The sequence below is a fragment of the Pseudoalteromonas sp. SG44-8 genome, from assembly GCF_014164125.1.
Lineage (GTDB): Bacteria > Pseudomonadota > Gammaproteobacteria > Enterobacterales > Alteromonadaceae > Pseudoalteromonas > Pseudoalteromonas rhizosphaerae.
On record NZ_JACJEQ010000007.1, the window covers coordinates 171,069 to 188,722 of the forward strand.

Annotated in this window: 17 protein-coding genes, 1 tRNA gene and 1 pseudogene; 6 read left to right on the forward strand and 13 right to left on the reverse strand. The window is 39.9% G+C overall.

What is annotated here, in order from left to right; translation table 11 throughout:
• Window positions 1–13 precede the first annotated feature (13 nt).
• The 7 genes from H5163_RS08495 to H5163_RS08525 form a co-directional block, all read right to left on the reverse strand.
• Window positions 14–778: a flagellar basal body rod protein FlgF gene (locus H5163_RS08495; protein ID WP_145239537.1), complete on the reverse strand. Its 765-nt coding sequence runs from the start codon at window positions 776–778 to the stop codon at window positions 14–16.
• A gap of 159 nt (window positions 779–937) precedes the next feature.
• Window positions 938–2,305, reverse strand: a complete 1,368-nt coding sequence (gene flgE / locus H5163_RS08500) for a flagellar hook protein FlgE (RefSeq protein WP_182732600.1) — start codon at window positions 2,303–2,305, stop codon at window positions 938–940.
• Between the two features lie 55 nt (window positions 2,306–2,360).
• Window positions 2,361–3,041 (reverse strand): flagellar hook assembly protein FlgD, encoded by a 681-nt coding sequence (locus H5163_RS08505; protein WP_145239543.1) that lies wholly within the window; start codon window positions 3,039–3,041, stop codon window positions 2,361–2,363.
• A 13-nt stretch (window positions 3,042–3,054) separates the two neighbouring features.
• Window positions 3,055–3,486 (reverse strand): flagellar basal body rod protein FlgC, encoded by a 432-nt coding sequence (gene flgC, locus H5163_RS08510; RefSeq protein WP_145239546.1) that lies wholly within the window; start codon window positions 3,484–3,486, stop codon window positions 3,055–3,057.
• A gap of 2 nt (window positions 3,487–3,488) precedes the next feature.
• Complete coding sequence (flgB, locus tag H5163_RS08515) at window positions 3,489–3,899, reverse strand: flagellar basal body rod protein FlgB (RefSeq protein WP_145239549.1); 411 nt, start codon at window positions 3,897–3,899, stop codon at window positions 3,489–3,491.
• A 200-nt stretch (window positions 3,900–4,099) separates the two neighbouring features.
• Window positions 4,100–4,930, reverse strand: a complete 831-nt coding sequence (locus H5163_RS08520) for a protein-glutamate O-methyltransferase CheR (protein ID WP_145239552.1) — start codon at window positions 4,928–4,930, stop codon at window positions 4,100–4,102.
• Window positions 4,931–4,950: 20 nt separating this feature from the next.
• Window positions 4,951–5,883 carry a chemotaxis protein gene (locus H5163_RS08525; RefSeq protein ID WP_145239555.1) on the reverse strand — a complete coding sequence of 311 codons (933 nt, stop codon included), beginning with the start codon at window positions 5,881–5,883 and terminating at the stop codon, window positions 4,951–4,953.
• A 141-nt stretch (window positions 5,884–6,024) separates the two neighbouring features.
• On the opposite strand from H5163_RS08525, the gene flgA reads away from it, so the two are divergent.
• The 3 genes from flgA to flgN all read left to right on the forward strand — a co-directional run bounded on the left by flgA (window position 6,025) and on the right by flgN (window position 7,549).
• The gene (gene flgA, locus H5163_RS08530; protein WP_145239558.1) at window positions 6,025–6,732 is read left to right on the forward strand and encodes a flagellar basal body P-ring formation chaperone FlgA; all 708 of its coding nucleotides are present in this window, start codon (window positions 6,025–6,027) and stop codon (window positions 6,730–6,732) included.
• 78 nt (window positions 6,733–6,810) lie between these two features.
• Window positions 6,811–7,125: a flagellar biosynthesis anti-sigma factor FlgM gene (gene flgM / locus H5163_RS08535; RefSeq protein WP_145239561.1), complete on the forward strand. Its 315-nt coding sequence runs from the start codon at window positions 6,811–6,813 to the stop codon at window positions 7,123–7,125.
• Window positions 7,118–7,549 carry a flagellar protein FlgN gene (gene flgN / locus H5163_RS08540; protein ID WP_145239564.1) on the forward strand — a complete coding sequence of 144 codons (432 nt, stop codon included), beginning with the start codon at window positions 7,118–7,120 and terminating at the stop codon, window positions 7,547–7,549. The genes flgM and flgN overlap by 8 nt, the downstream gene beginning before the upstream one ends.
• Window positions 7,550–8,039: 490 nt before the next feature.
• Here flgN and H5163_RS08545 read toward each other — a convergent pair whose 3' ends face one another.
• Window positions 8,040–8,498 carry an LPP20 family lipoprotein gene (locus tag H5163_RS08545; RefSeq protein ID WP_145239567.1) on the reverse strand — a complete coding sequence of 153 codons (459 nt, stop codon included), beginning with the start codon at window positions 8,496–8,498 and terminating at the stop codon, window positions 8,040–8,042.
• A gap of 162 nt (window positions 8,499–8,660) precedes the next feature.
• Here H5163_RS08545 and H5163_RS08550 point away from each other — a divergent pair, with 162 nt between their 5' ends.
• Window positions 8,661–9,854, forward strand: a complete 1,194-nt coding sequence (locus tag H5163_RS08550; protein WP_182734920.1) for a flagellar assembly protein FlgT — start codon at window positions 8,661–8,663, stop codon at window positions 9,852–9,854.
• On the opposite strand, the gene H5163_RS08555 is transcribed toward H5163_RS08550, so the two are convergent.
• Window positions 9,838–10,740, reverse strand: a complete 903-nt coding sequence (locus H5163_RS08555; protein WP_149981619.1) for a LysR substrate-binding domain-containing protein — start codon at window positions 10,738–10,740, stop codon at window positions 9,838–9,840. The genes H5163_RS08550 and H5163_RS08555 overlap by 17 nt on opposite strands.
• A 114-nt stretch (window positions 10,741–10,854) precedes the next feature.
• Between H5163_RS08555 and H5163_RS08560 the strand changes: the two genes are divergently transcribed.
• A complete protein-coding gene (locus H5163_RS08560) occupies window positions 10,855–11,583 on the forward strand; it encodes a glutathione peroxidase (RefSeq protein ID WP_145239576.1) in 729 nt (242 codons plus the stop codon).
• A gap of 367 nt (window positions 11,584–11,950) precedes the next feature.
• On the forward strand, window positions 11,951–13,399 hold the full coding sequence (locus H5163_RS08565; protein ID WP_182734921.1) for a dihydrolipoyl dehydrogenase: 1,449 nt from the start codon (window positions 11,951–11,953) through the stop codon (window positions 13,397–13,399).
• Between the two features lie 346 nt (window positions 13,400–13,745).
• Here H5163_RS08565 and H5163_RS08570 read toward each other — a convergent pair.
• From H5163_RS08570 to H5163_RS08590, 4 genes and pseudogenes are all read right to left on the reverse strand, one after another.
• Window positions 13,746–13,874, reverse strand: a pseudogene (locus tag H5163_RS08570) (AbiEi antitoxin N-terminal domain-containing protein); the annotation flags it as partial.
• 752 nt (window positions 13,875–14,626) lie between these two features.
• Window positions 14,627–15,880, reverse strand: coding sequence for a DUF4041 domain-containing protein (locus tag H5163_RS08580; protein WP_182734922.1), 1,254 nt, complete (start codon window positions 15,878–15,880; stop codon window positions 14,627–14,629).
• A 12-nt stretch (window positions 15,881–15,892) separates the two neighbouring features.
• Window positions 15,893–17,236 carry a DUF4041 domain-containing protein gene (locus H5163_RS21285; protein ID WP_259399796.1) on the reverse strand — a complete coding sequence of 448 codons (1,344 nt, stop codon included), beginning with the start codon at window positions 17,234–17,236 and terminating at the stop codon, window positions 15,893–15,895.
• A gap of 304 nt (window positions 17,237–17,540) precedes the next feature.
• Window positions 17,541–17,615: transfer RNA gene (locus tag H5163_RS08590), tRNA-Arg, on the reverse strand.
• Window positions 17,616–17,654 lie beyond the last annotated feature (39 nt).

Genomic DNA, 17,654 nt, shown 5'->3' on the forward strand with positions numbered 1-17,654 from the left:
CCTCTCAATAAAGTTAAACAATACGCAGCAATTGAGTTTGACGTTCGTCAATTTCTTCAGCCGTTTTCATTAACTTAACTTGTAATTCAAATTGGCGTTGATGGTTTATCATATCTACCATCTCGTGTACCGGATTCACATTTGACATTTCCAAAGTGCCACTCATCACTTTCACATCATTAGAGATGTCACAAAATCCACATATATCATTATCCAGTAATTCAGGCTTTGGCCGAAATAAGCCATCATTACCTTTTTCAAGCTCTGAATTATTTGCCTTGATCACCTTCAAACGATCAACAACTTCTAAAAAGTTAGCTGGAGCTCCTTGCGGGCGAACTTGGATAGAGCCATCTTCACTAAATTCAATTTTCTCCACTGGCAATGGCAAAATAATTGGTCCACCTTCGCCAATAACTTGACGCCCGTGACTGGTGATCAAAGCGCCGTCAGGAGTGATATTCAACGTACCGACTTTTGTATATGCCTCATTACCTGAAGCATCTTGCACCGTAAGCCATCCTTTATCGCTCATAGCAATATCTAGATCACGTCCAGTCTCAACAATACCGCCGGAAGTCATATTGGAACCAGGCCGCTCTTGCATGGTAAATACACGTGTCGGCAGGCCTTCGCCAAAAGCTTGCATCGAACGCGCTTGTGCGAAGTCAGCTTTAAAACCTGTGGTATTGGCATTTGCTAAATTATTTGCTTTAAGCTCTAGGCCCCGCAAACTTTGCTTAGCTCCAGACGCTGCAATGTAGACCATCTTGTCCATAACATCGACTCACGTTAAAAATCTATAACATGACAAATGCAAGATAAGTGCCACAATAAACTGACGTGATAAGTTACAAAAAATAATCAATCGCAAATAAAAAAGGCTGCTAATAAATAGCAGCCTAGGTGTCGGATTATAAAAAATATTAGAACGAGATTAGCGGATCTGCAAAATAGCTTGCTGTAGTGTTGAATTCACTTCAAGCGCACGTGAGTTTGCTTGGAAGTTACGCTGTGCACTGATCAAATCTACGAGTTCATTCGTTAAATTCACGTTTGATTGCTCAAGCGCTGTAGAGTTAATGGAACCTAAAGTACCAGAACCTGGTTCGCCAGCGATTGGCTCACCAGACGTCAAACTTTTTTTCCAACCTGTATCACCAGCTTGTTGTAAGCCTTGTGAGTTAGAAAAGCGCACCATCGCTACTTGCCCTAAGAATGAGGTATCTCCATTACTGTATGAAGCGACAATCTTACCATCACTACCAATATCAATACCGGCTAAACGTCCAACAGTAGCACCATCTTGCTCAAGTGCTTTAACTTCAAAACGACTAGCATATTGAGTCGGGACTTTATTATCGGTGGCCGCTTCATCGCGCCAATTAACAGTAACATTTTCAGGGAAGCTGGCACCATTTGTTAATAAATCAGATAGCCCTACTGCCGCACCAGCACCGCTTGGAATTGCTAATGGATTGAATGTGTTATCTGTATTCGCGACACCATCTGTGTTTAATGGCTTACCACTAGAATCAAACTGAAAGGTTGATAATGGTGTGTAAGGAGGAGCAGTCTCTTCAACACCTGCAGGGCTAAATGGCTTTTCATCTAAGGTCGCATAAGTTTGCCACTCATTGTCATTACCCGTTACTGTAGAATTTGTTTTAACAAAGAAAAACTGTAAAACATGCGGCTCACCTAACGAGTCGTATACTGTTGTTGATGTTGAGCTATTATATGATGCGCTCGTTGTAGGATCAAAAGTAGTTATTGACGGCGAGGTTGCACGCGAGTCTAAGTTAAACGAAGAGTAAACATTCGTCGTAGCTCGCGGTGATCCTGATGAATCAGGGATCTGTAACGCTGATGACGTGCTTAAACTTACCGATGTTGTATCACCTGTAGCTTCATCAACAGGAAAACCCTGCAAGTAATTGCCTTTAGCATCAACAATAAAGTTATCTTTATTAAGTTTAAATGCGCCTGCACGCGAATAAGTAAAATCTTGTGCCCCTAAATCTTGGCTCATGGCAAAGTAACCTTCACCTGTGATAGCTAAATCTAATGAGTTTTGAGTGAACTTTAGTGAACCTTGGTGAAACTGTTGTGCCACCATAGTTGTCTGTACACCATCACCATTTTTTGTCTTGCCTGAACTAAATACCGAAGATGCGTATACATCAGCAAATTCAGCACGTGACTCTTTAAAGCCTACCGTATTTACGTTAGCAATATTATTTGCTGTTACATCTAAGTCTTTTTGTGCGGCAGCAATGCCAGTTAATGCAATATTGAAGCTCATAATTCACCTCTAATCTGTCAATGTTTAGCCTGTGGCTAACTAATAATTAAAATTTTTACGCGATTTCTGCAACGTCAGCTAGCCTAACCGCACCTTCTTTAGTGTTTATAATAATGCCGTTTGCACCATTAATATTAACACTCTCGATATTCTTAAAAGTAGCTATAGGTAAAGCCGTGTACTCACCATTTAACTGCCCTTCAGCTTTAATTTTATATTCACCTGGTGGTAAACGTTCTTTATTATCATTCATGCCGTCCCACTCGAAACGGACAGCGCCCGCTGATTGCGCACCTAAATCAATACTACGCACCAACTGACCAGATGAATCTTCAATTCGTAGAAATAAGTTTTCTACAGGCTCTTCTGCAACCACGGTTCCTTTAGCGCTACCAACATCGTTTAGGTCTAATGTATTAGACTCTAGTAATGCTTGTTTACCCACTAAAGTCGATGCTTGTAGTGCTGAGTTAGATGTCATCGATGCGGCTAATGACTGAAAATTACTATTAAGGTTTGAGATACCTTCAGCCATGGTGAAACTTGTCATCTGCGCGATCATTTGATCATTGTCAGCTGGTTTGCTGGGATCTTGAAACGACAGTTGCTGTGTTAACAATGAGAAGAAATCTTCTTGGGTTAACGCATCACTTTTCTTATCACTGCTAACCTGTTTATCTTGCCACTTAATCGAATCTAAATAAGTTGACGATGTGCTGCTGATATCGTTACTCATAATCTTTCCTCAATTACCGCTGCCCAAGCAACAGTGTTTTACTTAACATTTGCTTCGCTGCATCAGCAACTTGCACATTGGTTTGATAAGAGCGTGAGGCAGAAATCATATTAGCCATTTCTTCAACGACATTAACGTTAGGTTTGTAGATATAACCGTTTTCATCCGCACTAGGATGATTAGGGTTATATTCAATTTGTAATGGTTTATTACTCTCTACAATACCTAACACTTTAACGCCAACAGACGACCCCTGAACATTACCGCTTGATTCTGATGCTTTCATCAGTTCAGCTGCAAAAACAGGGTGGCGCGCCCGGTAAGTTTTGTCTTGGCTTGAGCTAATGCTATTAGCATTTGAAATATTACTCGCGGTTGTGTTCAAACGCACATTTTGCGCACTCATACCACTACCTGAAATATCAAAAACGTTATATAAACTCATGCTTAGGCTCCTTGACTACCGAGGGCTTTTTTAAGGCCTTTAATTTTACTACTCATAAATTGCAGGCTTGCCTGATACTCTAATGAGTTCTTTGTATACAAGTTTCGTTCCACTTGTATATCAACCGAGTTGCCATCACCTGTATCTGCTTGATTTGGCGAGCGAAACATTTCACTATTACCAACATAACGACTGCCACCGGCAATGTGGTTTGGGTTAGTTGTTACCATGTTATTGCCGCCTTGTTGGTGGCTTTTTGCCGCTTTCAATGCTGAGGCAAAGTCGATGTCTTTCGCTTTATAGCCCGGCGTATCAGCATTAGCGATATTGGTTGCTAATAACTCAGCACGTTGCGAACGGATCAACATTGCATGAGGATGAACCCCAAATGCTTTATCAAAACTGATAGCCATAACCATCTCCAAAAAATTGACTTAAGATGATTAATGCAAAAGTTGAGCCAATTAGGTTGATGTTTTATGGTTCGTTTAATCATTTGATTTAAAAAGAAAAACGATGTGGAGCCACATCGTTTTATAGTATTCAAGATTCGGTTTTACCACCGATGAGATTTGAGTAACTTGTGTTTTAGCGCGTTAAATACGCTGGTAAGCTATTTCTTTTGATAAATAATACCTGGATTACAGCGTACCATGTCAAATTCGTCACTTAACCCTGACATAGACTCTGATGCGCCTAAAAATAAATACCCTTTAGGATTTAGTGCTTGAGCAAACTGAGCAATAATTTTGGCTTTAACCTCTGGTGCGAAATAAATCAGCACGTTGCGGCAAAAAATAATATCAAACTTGCCCATTAGCGCGTATGAATCTAATAAGTTAAGATGTCTAAAACTCACTAATTTTTTTATTGAGTCGTTTACTTGCGCCATGCCGTTGCCACTATCTTTAAAGAACTTTTTCCTGCGCTCTACCGACAGCCCTCTAGCTAGAGCAAGGGAGTCATATTCTGCATGCTTACACATATCTAACATAGTATTAGAAATATCAGTGCCGATTATCTGCGCGCCCATTTTTAATACACCCGGCTGTTTAGCTTGAAACTCAGCAACCGACATAGCAATAGAATATGGCTCTTGTCCCGATGAACTTGCCGCAGACCAAATTTTCAACGGACGACGTAACTCTTTATGTTCCGGAAATAACTTACTTTGCAATAGTTCAAACGGGTATTGATCCCGAAACCATAAAGTTTCATTGGTCGTCATAGCATCAACGACTGCGGCACGTAACTGCCGCTCATGCGGACTCAGTGTTTTACTAACCAATTGTGACAATGATTCAACATTAAAACGAACCATTAGCGGAGCAAGCCTGCTTTTGACTAAATAAAGCTTATTATCTCCCAGAACAATGCCACATTGTTGCTCTAAAAAAGAGCGAAACTGATCGTACTCGCTTTGCTGTAAATGCTTATTTTCCAAAGTAACACCGCCTTTTCAAATTAGTCACAATGAACCCATTTTTTCACTGCTGTAGCTAACTCATCCGGATTGAACTTAGCTATAAAGTCATCAGCACCCACTTTTTCAATCATCGCTTGATTGAATACACCGCTGAGCGATGTATGTAAAATAACATGTAAGGGGGCTAACTTTGGATCTGCTTTTATTTCAGCGGTTAGGGTATAACCATCCATTTCTGGCATTTCAACATCAGAAATCAACAATCCTACTCGCTCGGTAATATCATGCTTACAATCAAGTGCAGCAATCTCACGAAGGCGTATTAATGCTTCTTTACCATTTTTAGCCAGCTCTGTTTGCACGCCTAACGGCTCTAATGCACGTTTGACTTGATTACGAGCAACGGCAGAGTCATCGGCAATAAACACAATGCGCTCACCTAAGTCTTTTTGAATTTCACCATCATTAGCTATTGCAGCACTGACTTCGGTATTCACCGGGCAAATTTCGTTTAATATTTTTTCTACATCAAGAATTTCGACTAACTCGTTTTCAATTTCTGTCACTGCAGTTAAATATGAATATCTGCCAGCCCCTGACGGTGGCGGCATTATTTTTTCCCAATTCATATTAACAATTCGCTCAACGCCACCAACCAAAAACCCTTGTACGGAACGGTTATATTCAGCAATGATTATAAAACTATCTTTAATATTTTCGATCGCAGGACCACCCACGGCCATCGATAAATCGATAACAGAAATAGTTTGCCCGCGTATATGTGCGACACCTCTTATATACGCATTTGACTTTGGCATGTTTGTCAAAGGAGGGCATTGCAGTACTTCTCTCACTTTAAACACATTGATGCCAAAGCGCTGCCGCCCTCTTAGCTTGAATAATAATAATTCAAGACGGTTTTGCCCAACCAATTGAGTGCGTTGGTTAACTGAGTCTAAAATGCCTGCCATTTCAATCTCCTGAAGAAAGCGAATAAGAACGGAACAATAATTGCTTTCTTTCTGTAAAGCTACATAACTACACGGGAGCGTCTGTTTATTGACGCTAAATATTTATACCCTGTTTTCAACCATAAGCATAGTCGAAACATTATGAGTTTGTTAAAAAAAAGCCGAAGATACAGTGTTTTTTATTTTCTTGCTAGCTTATGCCTAGTAACTCCACTGTATGCGCAAACATATAGCAAAGAACAATTGCAAGAACTTGCTGTATCTCATGTCTATGATCAACTAGACCCTAATACTGCCGATGATAAGGAACTCAACGCCTTAACATTGGATAGCCGGATCCCAGATCGTGGCTGTAACAGCGACCTTGCATTTAATATTCCTACTGAGCCGCCATTTAATCGCCAAATAACCGTACAAATAAAATGTGATGACCTAAATGGTTGGAGTCAATATGTTCATGTACGTATGATTGAACTATCCCCTGTGATTATAGCCACTGAAAATTTAAGTCGGGGTGAAGTTATCGAACCCCATCATTTACGTTTGATTATGAAACCAAAACATTTCGTAAGAGCACAGTACTTACAAGATGAAGAACTGTTGATTGGTAGCCGCAGCAAACGCAATATCCGCAGTGGTTACCCTGTTGCTTTAAATCAAATCTGTATGGTCTGCAAAGGGGATAATGTCACTATTTTCGCAATAATTCGAGGATTGAAAATAAAAACTTCCGGTTTAGCCCTAGAAGATGGTACTTTAGGGGAGCAAGTAAAAGTTAAAAATGCAAAATCAGGGAAAGTTTTAAATGCCCGTGTTGACGGTGTTGAGTCTGTGCAGGTAATTATTTAAACTTTCGTATTTATGCTAAAGTTTCTAGCATGGTTGCCGATAACAAGGCATGTGTTGGATAATGTATAGGTTGAAATCATGGTAAGCCAAGTAAATAAAGGTCAGCAACAGGCTAATGTGTTGACCAATGCAAAACAGCAAAAAGTTGATTTACAAAACAATAATGCTAATACTGCGCAAGCAACTACGCCAAAAGCGACTGCTGATTCAGTAAGCTTAACACCACAAGCGCAACAGTTAAAATCTTTGCAAGACAAAGCACAGCAGTCTTCAGGTTTTGATAGCAACAAAGTGGCTGAGCTAAAAAAAGCAATTACTGAAGGTAAATATCAGATTGATGCTGAAAAGTTAGCAAAAAATATCGCTGCATTTGAGTTTGATGTGTATGGCTGATCACAACAGTCTGATCAGTTCTAAACTTGTTATGCAGCTAAATTGCTTGACATCCCTTGCTGATATCTTAGAAGATGAATTAACCGCTATAGCTTCCCGTCGTGGTGAGGGTCTAAAAGATGTCGCGAAACAAAAACTCGCCTTTTTGAGTCAAATTCAAACTTTAGACAAAGAGCTCAAAACCTTACTTGCAAATAATGACGTTGAATCTGACGAAGTTACAAACTTAATTAGTGATGTGCGTAAATTATTAGAGTCATGTAAAAAGAAAAATGATGTTAATGCTCATGCAGCCCACCATGCACAATTAACCGTCAAACAATTAAAAGACATTTTAATTGGTGTGCCAACCTCTACAACATATGACCAAGGTGGTAGTGTTGTTCACGGTAACAGTAAAATCGTCCATAACTTAAAAGCATAACCCCTTCTTTGAGCTTCACCTGTGCCTACTTCTGATTAATTGATCTACCCTGCATTTATAACTACCTTTCGCTAGATACTTTTATTGCCAGTTTGATTCTGTGACTGAACCAACATCGTTTGCCAATTACGTGCTATCGCTAAGCGCGTTGGTCCAAATTGCAGGTTCATTTTTTCTAAAAAGACATTAAACTGGATGGGGAGACGATCGGCAAAAACCACACTGGTAACTAATATAAACAATAGCGCAAAATGCAGTAACGGGCAGTTACTAAACTTTCGCAAAAGCACGCAGCCAAAGTGTAAAACGCTCACTGACGCGACCATAAGTATATTAATAAAAACCGAGTTATTTTTTTACGTGCCACAAGCTTTATTCAATAAAAAACATTAAATAAAGCATAGCACTGAAGTATTCACTGTGAGATATTTTAGCGTGTATTTTGTTAGTTACTAACGTAAATAACAACGAATTTATTAGATCAAGCGTTTTAGTAATAAGTTACTTTTTTAACTTCGCGTGGTTTAATTTCACCTATGTATAAATCATGCACCCGCTTCATATCAAGTTGTAACTCAGTGGCATAGGTATCACCTACGGCATAGGTTTTAATTACTTGTGCGCCTTTAATAATCCCTTGTACTTGCCCTTGCAAGTGATCGTTTTGTGCAATACTGCCTTGCACTGTGGTACCTGCGGTAATTTTTTGCCCATATACTTGCTCTGCAAGCTCACGATACGCTTCTAGTTTTGATGCTTTAATCGCCATTAATGAGCGTTGTGATTGGTTATCACCCGGTTGCGCACTGATCGGCGCATAACCCACGGCTTTTAGAATTGGGTAGTTATCTGGCTCAATATACTTATATTCCACATGTTTATCAAAAATACTGCTACAGCCAGCTAGACCTAAGCTTGCTAATATACAAATTGAAATCACAATACGCATGGCTTTTCTCACGCTTTAAAAGAGACATTAATAACTAACTCAATGCACGATCAATGCCATAATTAACTGCTATGACGGTTTTAAAGCAACCTTACAAAACAATTGGTACAGTCCTTGCTCTGTCACTATTAATAGCAAATGTATATTCATGGGGTCAGGGTAATGAAGCGAATTTTATCAATGGTAGTAATCGCCAGCAGTTGGCTGAGTATTAGCCTATTTTCCTCCCATACAGTTGCTCAATGGTATGAATCAACCGGCCATGCAAGCATTAAAAATGATGATATAAGTGCGGCAAAATCGGCGGCAATAAAAGATGCTATCACCCAAGCTTTAGTGTTCTCAGGGGCACGCGTCAGCTCAATGCAAACCTTAGTAGATGGGGTGTTAACTCAAGATCAGCTAAAAATAAACAGCCATGGCGAAATTCAAAAGATAGAGATGATCAGCGAAGATCGTAAAGCCGATCAATTTGCAATTACTTTGCGCTTAGATATCTTCCCTGAACAAGAACACTGCCCTGCGAACCAATTTACTAAATTTGTTGCGATCACCCAAACACAATTAAATAATCGCGAACAAGCGAAGATGGGTCAAATATTTGACATTAACAAAGCCACCAGCGAAGCACTCTACAAAACGTTAAATCAATCAGCTATGAATGCTAAACCAACTGCCTATTTTAACTTTCCGATCCGCGTTGGCGAATTTTTTAATCAACAATACGATTACAGTAATGCCCTATTAGAAGAAATATCGAGCCGCAGTAATTCTCAGTATGTATTGTTAAGTCAAATTGTTGATATCTCAAATGGCGATAAACTCAATAACAGTTATGCTTTTTGGCAGGACGAAACCTACCAACGTTCATATAAAATAGATTTTGCCTTATTTGATGGCACCACTTACGAGCGAATGTGGCAAAAAAGTTATCGCAGTCAAGCTATCTGGCCATTTGAAAAAACTGCAATTATTGACGTGTTTAGTGATAAATTTTGGAATTCAGATTACGGCCAAAATATAGCTGACATAAACCAAACCGTTAGTTACGACTTACAAGCCGCAATGGCTTGCCTTGAAACCCAAGGTAAAATACTACATATAGAAAACAATAAGCTAATTATTAATTTAGGCAAAGCCCATGGTATTGAAAAAGGCCAACGTTTAAATATTGCACATCATAACTATTTAACGGATGCTGCGGGAAATAAAATGCCACACCTGATCACCACGCTCAATCAAATACAAGTTGAGCAGGTATATCAACAAAGTGCGGTTGCCGTCAGTATTGACCAACAACCACTGCCTAATATTCAAATAAATGATGTAGTAGAACTGACTAATTTAGAGCCTTAGTCAATTGTTGGTGTAAGCTTGGGTGCTCAATAAGCCAATTAGCAAGTAATTCAATGCCCGCTAAATGCGGGTAATGTTTACGACAGGCCAACACCACACTTCGCTGTTGAGTTGGGAAGATTGGCAAGTAGCTAATACCTGCACGCTCTGTGCACGCAAGCTTAGGCACAAAGGTTACCCCATCATCCATAGCCACCAATGCTAATAAGGTTTCTAAGCTATTACCTCGGTACTCATTGGACACATCAACCCCAGCGGCAAAACAAAATTGCTGGGCTTGATCTTTAAAACAATGACCATCGCTGAGCATCAATAAACTGCACTCTTGTAGCTCATCTAACGCTATTTTACTGCGTTTTGCTAAACTATTTTGCGCTGACATAGCGACCAAAAAGTCTTCTTTATACAATTTAACTGTATGATAAAGTTTAAGTTCAGGCACATCTGCTAATATAGCTATATCTAACTCACCGTTATCCAGTGCGCTTAATATAGTCGCGGTTTGCATCTCAACAAAAGCAAATTGGCTATCAGCAAACGCTTCTTTCATCGAGGTGAGTAAGGTGGGTAATAAATACGGTGCAATCGTTGGAATAATACCTATTCTTACTTTACCTTGTAGTGGCGACGATGACGTTGCTGCTAGCTCTTTTAATATTTGGGTTTGCTCTAAGATCACTTTGATCTGTGTCAACAAACGTTCACCTTGAGCCGTTAAAGTAACCTGCTTAGTAGAGCGGTCAAATAAAGTAACACCAAGCTCTTGTTCAAGTTTTTTAACCTGTCCACTGAGAGTGGGTTGACTGACAAAACATGCATCGGCGGCTTTACGAAAATGCTTAAAGTGCGCAATCGCTTTTACGTATTCAAGATCTTTTAAATTCACTGCAAACTCACAATTAATCGGTAATACCTATCATACTAATATAAACAAACGATTGGAGCTATTATAACTTTCACGACATAATGGCTATCAACAAATCAAGAGGAACTAAAAAACATGTTAAAGAATATTGAAGGTCAAACAATTCCACAGGTTACATTTGCAACACGTCAAAATGACGAATGGAAATCAGTAACTACCGATGACATTTTTAAAGGTAAAACAGTGGTTGTGTTTTCACTACCCGGTGCATTTACACCAACCTGTTCATCAACTCACTTACCACGCTACAACGAATTAGCTGGTGTACTTAAACAAAACGGCGTTGACGACATTGTGTGTTTATCAGTAAACGATACCTTTGTAATGAATGCATGGGCTGAGCATCAAGAAGCACAAAACATTACCTTATTACCAGACGGTAACGGCGAATTCACTGACGGCATGGGCATGTTAGTTGATAAAAACGATTTAGGTTTTGGCAAACGCAGCTGGAGATACTCTATGCTGGTTAAAGATGGCGTAATTGAAAAAATGTTCATCGAACCAGATTTACCTGGCGACCCGTTTGAAGTATCAGATGCAGACACTATGCTTGATTACATCAACCCGAAACAAGTTAAACCAGAGCCGGTGAGCATTTTCACTAAACCTGGCTGCCCTTTCTGTAAAAAAGCGAAAGCATTATTAACAGAGAAAGGCCTAGTATACGAAGAAATCACTATGGGTGCTGGCGCATCACTGACTAGCCTAAAAGCTATTTCAGGCCGTGAGACCGTGCCACAAGTATTTATCGGCGGTAAGCACATTGGTGGCTCTGACGATTTAGAAAAATACTTTGCTTAATTAAGTAAATACCTTAAGTAAATAATAAGGGGCAGTAATGCCCCTATCCATACCCAAACTATTTCAAGATGCGAACATCAGGTGGAATTAAAAGCGATTTAGGCAAGGCATTGATTACAAGTAATAGTGGTTCTATTGTTAAAATCAATAACGCAGTATAAATCGCCTTTAAACCAACCCAACGGGCGTGTCACAGGAACTTACTCTCATAGTTGTTACTTACTCATTCTTGCAAGTTAACGCTTTAATACAAGCCCCTGTGACACGCTGAATTCTGTATCTTGAGGTAGTTTGGGTATGCATATACCTATTTTATTAACTAATTTAAAACCAGTTTTTTAATAAAATTGGTATTGAGGACATCACCATGAAAGAACTAAACACAGACGTTGTTGTAATAGGTGCTGGCACCGCAGGTTTAAGCGCTTACCGCAATGCAAAACAACACACGCCCAACGTATTAATGATTGAAGCAGGCCCATACGGTACAACCTGTGCGCGTGTTGGCTGTATGCCAAGTAAATTACTTATTGCCGCCGCAGAAGCCGCCCATGCAATTGAAGCCGCGCCAGCCTTTGGTGTGCACAGCTCAAAACCAACCATAAACGGTGTTGAAGTAATGGCACGTGTGCGCAATGAGCGTGACCGCTTCGTAGGCTTTGTAGTAGAAGCCGTAGATGAGCTACCCACTGATGATAAAATAGTAGGCTACGCAAAATTTTTAGATGCCAATCGCGTACAGATTGACGACCATACAATTATTACCGCTAAGCGCTTTGTAATTGCTACCGGCTCTCGCCCTTCATACCCTGGGGTATTTAATAACTTTGGCGACAGATTAATCATAAATGATGACGTTTTCGATTGGCATGACTTACCTGAGTCAGTTGCTGTATTTGGCCCTGGTGTTATTGGCCTCGAAATTGGCCAAGCATTGCATCGCCTAGGTGTTAAGGTAAAACTATTTGGTGTGGGTGGCGCGATTGGCCCAATTACCGACCCAGTTATAAAAGACTACGCAAATACCGTATTTGCTGAAGAGTTTTTTGTCGATACCGATTCAAACGTATCCGATATGAAACAAGTAGGCGATAAAGCGCAGCTTACCTATGTAGACAAAAACGGCAACAAACAAACCGAGCAATTTGATTACGTACTTGCCGCGACGGGCCGCGTACCAAACACCGACAAACTCGGTCTTGAAAACACCGGCATTAAGCTTGATGAACGTGGCGTACCAATCGCTGATAAACACACAATGCAATGTGGCGACTCCAATATATTTATCGCCGGAGACGCCAGTAACATGATCCCACTGCTGCACGAAGCGAGCGACCAAGGAACAATAGCAGGGCAAAATGCAGGCCGTTTTCCTGATGTACGTATTGGCCTGCGCCGAGCGCCAATTGCAGCCGTTTTCAGCGATCCACAAATTGCCATGGTCGGTGAAACGTACAAACAAATAACGGCTCGTTATGGTGAGTGTGGTTGTTTTGAAGTTGGTGAAGTCAGCTTTGAAAACCAAGGCCGCAGCCGCGTGATGCTGAAAAATAAAGGTCATATGCGTTTATACGCAGAGCAAGGCACAGGCTTATTTTTAGGTGCTGAGTTTATTGGCCCGCAAGCTGAGCATATCGCCCACCTACTGGCATGGGCTGTACAAAACAAAATGACTGTACCACAAATGCTCGACATGCCATTTTATCACCCAGTGATAGAAGAAGGCCTACGTACCGCACTGCGTGATTTAAACGCCAAGCTTAAATTTGGCCCAGACATCATTAATCAATGTATGGAATGTGGCCCGGGAAATTAGAAGCTAGTTTGCTAGTTTGCTAGTTTGCTAGGATAACAATATAACCAAGAATCAAGGAGGTCTAGGCTTCCTTGATTATTATTGGTTAACTCTATCACCATGACTTGGCAGCGTTGAGGTTACAATAAAACCAAATCGTCGTCGGCAATAAAAAAGTCGTGCTTAATTGGCATAGGAAAACCACACTTTTATGCGCATAAAAGTGTGACATTACGCATTTATTCGCGCGTAAAAGTGTAAATCAGAGTAATAAAAGATAGAAAGCAGAACTAAAATCAAACGAGTTAGATCAGGTTAATTCCTGATAACACGTCAATCTAAAATTACGATGTCTGAACCTCTTTCATTTAAGCCAACCACTCTGCGCATATTTTTGAGCCAAGGAGTAACTAATTCCGTTCTCAGTCAGCCATTGCTGTAGGACAAGAGCTCCAGAATATGTATGGGTAACCAACCAGTTTATCTTAGATGGCATTTTAACACCTGAAGTATGAATATTACGAATTTAGCAAACCTGTGGTTTACATTAATTAGGATGTAATACTTTAAGTGTTAAAAAAACAATTTCGTCAGCTTAGATAAGGAGAAAAGTTATTCTTCTTAGAGGCAATGCTAAATGTTCACAAAGTTACTACTATGGTGAGCTAATCAAAAAAGTAAAAGGTATTTGGTTTGCGGATAAAATCTTTGTTACTCGCTTCTACCAATGGCGTTTAGAAAAAGCATAACAATATTATTTTAAGTAGCTAAAGCCCTATTATGAGCTTTAGCTACCAAGTAATACTCAAAGCATTGTTTTGATGCTTTTCAGAAGACCTAAAGCTATAAAACAAGCTTTAGGTGGTTCAAATCCCATACTCAACTTCGAAAATCACCTTTAGCTATCTGCTTGCCAGAATGGCAAGAAAGCTCTTACTTGGAGTTCTGTAAATAACTGTACTGAATAAAATAATAACCATTCTCGCTTTCATAGTCAGCTTCATGCGAGAAGCGAACGGTAGATAAACTCGCTTTTGGACATAAACGTTTTAAAACGCTATCTGAATTAGGTGAGTTTTGAATAAAAACTTCTATTAGCTAACGCATTGTTAAGGTGTGCGGCACGCAATACCTAAGCCTCCGCAGACCACCTTAACCACTAAATTTAACGCATAGTAAAAATGCCACAGAAGCGATTGTTCGATTTAATTGAGTTCTATTAGGCAAACCTGAAAGGTCAAGTTAAGACTAATTCAGATTAGAGTTTGTGTGAGGCTCCAACTCGAGCTCGAACTCTTCTTGATAATTATCGAGTGCCTTAACAACACATTGAACATCCACTTTAAAGAATTCTTTGCGGTGATTTACTAGGTTGACTCTTTGTTTGCTAAATTCGTCATGTAGAAATTTCTCTAAACTCGGCGCATCTTCAGAATATATATATGCATGAACATCAAACAGTTCTGGTACAGAAGCATCTCCTAGTTCTTTAACTCTCTCATCTGGATCTGCTCTGCGAGTCATGCCAATTTTTACCACCCCATCCCCAAATGACACCCTATTAGAGATTATATAAACATAACCTGCTCGCGTCTGTTGAGCGAGCGATTGAGCGCGAACCTCTCTTTTCTTCAACACTTCTAGTTCCAATTTGTGTAGCTCGTAGAGCTCCTTTTGCTCATCTGAGCTGGATTCTAGTTTGCTCAACTCCTGCGCAACCAACTTCTCCATAAGCTCATACTCTTGCCTAGCTTTATTCGCAGCATCATTTATGCGCTTTTCTTCTCGCTCTGCTTCTCTTGCGATACGTGTTTCTTCACGTTGTTCTTCTTTGATGTCAGCTTTAATCTGGTTCATTTCATATGTTAGTCGGAGTTCTTTATTCTTTAACCTGAAATAACTTTCAGACAATTGAGTCTTAACTATACGGCCTGATCTGTTTATATCGTCGAGTGCTTCTCGGGCGCGTTGAGATAGTCTATTGATGTTGTTCCAATCAACCATTGAAGATGCCGCCTTAAACTCATTATCTAAACAGCGGATCCGAAGTTTTATTTCACGATTGAATAGTTTTGTAGCGCCTGCTTTACGACCATTAACTCTTACATCTTTACCTATACTGCAGATACAAGCTGTTTTGTTTTTTATCATTTCCTTTAAAGCTTCTTTAACTTTAGCGAGTTCTGCTTCAATTTTTTTTACTTCTTTCGTTTCCGACATAAATGCGTAAGAAGTATCGTCAGATGTACCCACGCCAAGATTGTACAATGAAAGCTTTTTTTCGTTGTCACGTAGCCTGCTTAATGTCTTCTTGTACTTTAACTGTATGTCTGAATATTTCTCTTTAATTTGTTTTAGCTTGTCTTCAGCTTTCGATACAGGGAAGTAAGCATCTCTAACTTCCTTTCCATCTGCTTCGGCGATTTCAAGCGCTGTGCATGACTTTCTCCACAAGAAGAATGCACCTGATGTACAAATGAATAATATAATTGATATGAGCATGGTGTTATGTCCTTATATTGATGCTGGAAATGACTCAGCTAGCATTTCGTGCGATTGCTTGTTCATTGCTTCACGAATCAAAACACTTTCTCTATATTCCTTGGCTTCTACATTAAAGTACCAGTCGCTTGTCACATTCAGCTCGTCCAATGCCGCTTTGACTTCTTGAGGGGTTACCTTGAAAAATTCCTTTCGATTGTTCTCCATATTTACTCGCTGCCCATCAAACTTTCTATGGAGTTTCTTCTCTATTTCTGGAGCATTTTGCACAAACGCCATTGTGTGCACGTCGAATTTAAACGGTACGCTTGCGTCACCGAGTTCATTAACGCGATCCATCGGTTCGAGTCTTCGAGTCATTCCGATTTTAACAACACCCTCTCCGAAACTACCTAGGTTTGAAATGACATATATATAGCCGGCCTTTGTAATTTGTGCTTGCGAGGTTGCGCGTTGAAATTTATTTTCTAACTTGGCAATTTCAGCTTTCATCTTTTGGATTTTTTCTTCCATCACTTTAGCCCTTCCACCGTGCAGTTTTAAAGCTAAAGCTTGGGCTTTTTTCAGATCTGAGCTCCGGTATGATATTTCGTCTTCAAGGTCATCAGTTTCATCTCCGGGATTCCTATTTTGCTCCCGGAGAATAGCTTGTTGTCTTTTCCTCTCTGCTTTCTGCCTTTCTCTGTATAAGAGTTCTCGATGCCACGCATTTAATTCATCAATTTTTAGATTAAAATAGTCTGCTGAAATGGTTACATTGGCCGTCTCACCCAGTTTAGCAAGTTGTTCGTTTACACGATGTAGTTTTTTGACTGCCGTATCGTAAGTTGGATGGCGCATTGTTTTTCGTATAGCATCAAATTCGGCATTGAATGCTTTGAGCGAAAGATATCGGTAATCTTCGACCATTTTTGCGCCAGTTTTTTCGCAACCAAACCACTCCCATTTCGAATATGCGTCTGTTGCCAGACCTCTGCTTATGACGCGGTACTGATCCGCATAACATTTATCGATTTGAGCTTTAAGCTCTTCTCTGTCCCCAAAGTGATAAACAGGTGGAAGCAATCCAACTTCGATGTATTCTCTCTCTAGCTCAAGCTTCGCAGTAGTTTCCTCGAGAATTTTAAAGTGTTCTTGGCCAGAAGTTATTTTCTTTTCAACTTCATCAAACTCGTCTTCAAGCTTGGCAACCTGACTTTCAACAGATTCCTTTTCAAGGTTTTCCTTTTGACGTTGAGTTTCAGCAATTTGCTCAATTCTTTTCGTGTGGTTAGATTTGGCTTTGATGGCGAGAACAATTATGGCTCCGCAAAATAGCGCCCATAGGTAAACATGTATATTTATTCCTTCAATCATAAATCCCTGCTTTTTTAATTGACTTAGAGTTACCTTATCTTTCGTATTGAATATGTTCAACCTATGACTGTTCTGTATTCACCACTTTTACCGAGCTTATATAAAGCACCCATAAGAAATACCTAAGAAAGATTGGGGCAAAGACGAGTAACGCTTGAAGGTCCGCTCATGGCACAAAGCAGCCTGAATGTAACTTGGCTATTTTTATAAAAAGACAGCTCTAAATTCTTTATGTTTCAATTTACGATGCTATAAATGTGCTATAAAAAAGAAACAAGGCAAACGCGTAACTAATTGATTTAATTGGTAGCCCCTACAGGAATCGAACCTGTAACTGCCCCTTAGGAGGGGGCCGTTATATCCATTTAACTAAGAGGCCACTCTGATAGCTGATAGCTGATAGCTGATAGCTGATAGC